The sequence below is a fragment of the Liquorilactobacillus sicerae genome (genome assembly GCF_029916425.1).
Classification (GTDB): Bacteria; Bacillota; Bacilli; order Lactobacillales; family Lactobacillaceae; genus Liquorilactobacillus; species Liquorilactobacillus sicerae.
In genome coordinates, this window is the sequence record NZ_JAHAVQ010000213.1 from 1 (window position 1) to 463 (window position 463).

Genomic DNA, 463 nt, shown 5'->3' on the forward strand with positions numbered 1-463 from the left:
GGATGGGGAAGAGTTCATTTTACATATGAAGGTAAAAATTATTCTTTTATTACTCAAGCTATTTCTGTTGCAATTGCCTTACATGCTGGTATTTCTGAACAAAAAGCCGAAGAATACAGTGAGGTTCAAAGGAGCAATCGCGAATTTGTTACTCCCACGGCTGCGCTTGCAGATGCCAAAAATATTGATCCCAACTTTTCAGAAGACATGTCGAATGGCCAATTATCAAGTAGAACTAAACCAATTGCTAAATTCATTACGGAATTGCAATATGTTCATATACATACTTATTACGGTAGCAAGAATCATATTTACTATATTGATTCAAGCGTTAATCACATGCTACGTTCTAAAATCAAAAATTCCAATCTACGAAAATTGAATTGGACTTGGCTTCACTCTGCTTGGATTAGTAATAATTTGGACCCAGATTCAAAACCAAAAAATGGGGATTGGGTAAGAT

General features: G+C 35.2%; 1 protein-coding gene. It reads left to right on the forward strand.

What is annotated here, in order from left to right:
• The coding region (locus KH893_RS12060; RefSeq protein WP_281166313.1) for a hypothetical protein at positions 1-463 on the forward strand (463 nt) is incomplete at both ends.